Origin of the sequence: Arthrobacter sp. Hiyo1 (genome assembly GCF_001263615.2) — a bacterium.
Classification (GTDB): Bacteria; Actinomycetota; Actinomycetes; order Actinomycetales; family Micrococcaceae; genus Arthrobacter.
The window spans coordinates 336,726-339,602 of sequence record NZ_DF952468.1; the positions used below are offsets into that span (position 1 = coordinate 336,726).

At 63.4% G+C, this 2,877-nt stretch carries 4 protein-coding genes; all 4 read left to right on the forward strand.

Annotated elements, in window-relative coordinates; translation table 11 throughout:
* The coding region (locus tag AHiyo1_RS01465) for an ABC transporter substrate-binding protein (protein WP_253257105.1) at positions 1–472 on the forward strand (472 nt) is incomplete at its 5' end.
* Positions 469–1,479 (forward strand): ABC transporter substrate-binding protein, encoded by a 1,011-nt coding sequence (locus AHiyo1_RS01470; protein WP_059387384.1) that lies wholly within the window; start codon positions 469–471, stop codon positions 1,477–1,479. The genes AHiyo1_RS01465 and AHiyo1_RS01470, both read left to right, overlap by 4 nt.
* A gap of 132 nt (positions 1,480–1,611) precedes the next feature.
* Positions 1,612–2,652 carry a sugar phosphate isomerase/epimerase family protein gene (locus AHiyo1_RS01475; RefSeq protein WP_059387385.1) on the forward strand — a complete coding sequence of 347 codons (1,041 nt, stop codon included), beginning with the start codon at positions 1,612–1,614 and terminating at the stop codon, positions 2,650–2,652.
* Between the two features lie 108 nt (positions 2,653–2,760).
* A partial coding sequence (locus AHiyo1_RS01480; protein WP_172465465.1) for a P1 family peptidase occupies positions 2,761–2,877 on the forward strand: 117 nt, incomplete at its 3' end.

Consider the following 2,877-nt stretch of genomic DNA (forward strand, 5'->3'; position numbering starts at 1 on the left):
CAGCCCGGCTGCTTCGTCGGCCCCGAGCAGCCGGCCCTTCACCGTGAATTGGGCCACGACGCTGACCAACATTGATCCTGCATTCGTGTGCGCCGGAAATGAGAACAGCTTCGCCAGCAACTTTTACGCCCGTCTCGTCAAGCTCGACGAGGATCAACAGCCCGACGGAACGCTCGTGGCCAACACGGACCCTGCCCGGGTCAAAGGGGACTTGGCCACGTCCTGGACGGTTTCCCCCGACGGGAAGGCCTACACCTTCTCCTTGCATCCGGGGGCCAAGTTCGCCAACGGCAACCCTTTGGATGCCGAGGCCGTCCGGTACTCGATCATGCGGAACCTCACCATCGGTGGCTGCGGATCCCTCGGCCTGCAAATCGGCCTGACGGACCCGCCCCTGATCAGCAGCGTCGTCGTAGTGGACGCCCAGACTGTCCGGCTCGAACTGTCACGTGCTACCCCGCAATCCTGGTGACGTTGGCGCAGAGCCGCGGATCGATCTATGACCCGAAAGTCATCAAGGACCACGGCGAGGACAAGAAGGGCGTGCCCAATCAGTGGTTGGCCGCGCATACCGCCAGCAGCAGCGGCCCCTATGTCCTGGACGAGTACGTGGCCAACAACTACGCGGTGCTCAAGCGCAATCCCCACTATTACGGCCAGGCCGCCAAGGAACCGGTGGTCCGCGTCAACTTCATCACCTCGATCCCCACCCTGATGCTGCAGGCACGCCGGGGCGAGGCGGATGTGACCCTGGGGCTGCCACCATACGTGGTTCACGAACTAAGCCAGAACGACTGCTGCACGGTCACCGCGGCCCCCGCTTTTGCCCCAGTCACGGTGTCCTTCGACAATTCCTCCGGCGTGACCTCGAATCCGAAATTGCGCGAAGCGCTGACGTACGCGGTGCCCTATGAGCAGATCAAGGCCAGCGTGGCTTACGGATACGCGGACAGCTACTATGGCCCCTTCGTTCCAGGAACACCAGGATTCGACCCGCAACGCTCGGCCGCCCGCCCCCTCGACAAGGACCGGGCACGGGCCTTGGTCAAGGAGTCCGGGCTGGTGAACCCCCAGATCGACCTCATGATCAACCCGACATCGCCTGGGGTCTCCACGCTTGCGACGATCCTGAAAGCCTCGTGGGAGGACATAGGCGTCACGGTCAACATCGATTCGCAGACGCCCACGGCCTTCGCCACGAAGTTCAACACGGGCAAATACCAGTCTGCGCTGCTGTTCGAGAGCGCCGGCGCGGTGGCTGCCTACGAACTCCGCAAGAAGATGACCTGTGGCAGCAGCTTCAACAACCAACACATCTGCATCCCAGGGACACCTGACCTCATGAAGAAGCTGGACAACGCCCCGGATCTGCAGGCGCAGCAGCCGTACATCAACGCGCTGGTGGACGCGTGGCGGGCCAGCTCGCCCACCATCATCCTCTACCGTGCGCAATTCACGCAGTCCTGGCCCACTCGGTGAAGCCTTCGACTACGCCTCGTCAACCACTTTCTACAACTGGGGACGGTAGGGGCGACCTCCCTGGATACCGCCGGGCTCCGGAGAGCACCCGCGGCGGACAAGACAAGATGAAGAACTAGCTAAGGACGCGAAATGCGAATTGGTGTCGATGGAAGCAAAATTCCCCACGAAGCGGACGACTCGGCGATCCGTATTCTCGAACGGGCGCACGGCATGGGGATGGAAGGAGTGTACTTCCGCAGCGTCATGGACGTCTCCCCAACCCTGGACCGCGGCTTGCTCGCACAGGTCCGGGACTGCGCGGATTCACTCAACCTCTACCTCCAAATGGGCCTCGCGAAGGTCAACCCGTACGCGACGGCTGAAGCTCCGCACGTCCGCAGGCTCGGCGATGGCGACTACACGCGCGGCATGATCAAGATGATCGAGGCCGCGCATGAAGCCGCAGGCGTGACGGACTTGTGGGTGGCGTGTGCCAACTACCAGCGCGGCATGCCGGGCTACTACGTTTTCGACCGCTTCCGGACAGACGCGCCGTGGGCCGACCAGCTCGTGGCGATCGAGAAGTTCCTGCGGCTCCTTGCCCCGGTGGCCCGGGACCACGGCGTGCACATGAACATCGAGACCCACGAAGAGATCACGAGCTATGAAATCGTCCGCCTGGTGGAAGCCGTGGGGCCGGATGTCCTCGGGGTCACCTTCGACACCGCCAACGTGGTGGTGCGAGGGGAAGACCCTGTGGCTGCTGCGCGTCGCGTTGCACCGTACACCCGGGCCACGCACTTGCGGGATTTTGTCCTCGGTGAACAGGACGGCGTCTTTGGCAGGGTCTTCGCGCCGATCGGCCAGGGCTCGATCGATTGGGACGCGGTGCTCGGCATCCTGCACGCCGAGAACCCGGACCTGCCGCTCTCGATCGAGAACGCAGGTCCCACCCTGCATTTGCCGATCGGCCTCGACGATCCTGAATGGATTGCCATGCACCCTGACCTTGATCAGGACGAGGTGGCCAGCATCCGGGGCATGGCTGCCGAGTACGCGGAACGGACGGAAAGGGGCGAGGCGCCGCGGATCAGCGACTTGCGCGCGGCAACTTACGACGGTGCGCACTTCATCGACGTCTCGGCGAAATCCCTGAGGGACGCACTGTCCCGGATCGGAGCCGCGGTGTAGGCACGACTGCGCTGTCCCCACCCAACTGCCTCGCAGTTGTTGTCGTTTAGACGCTTCAGAATGACATTAACTGCCAGTCAGTTGGGCGGGGAGGAGCAGAATAGGCCCATGACTTCCAAGATCACTGATGTGCCGGGAATCCGGGTGGGACATGTCCAGCGGATCGGCGACGGCTGGCTCAGCGGGGTGACCGTTGTCCTTCCGCCGCCCGGGACTGTGGGTTCC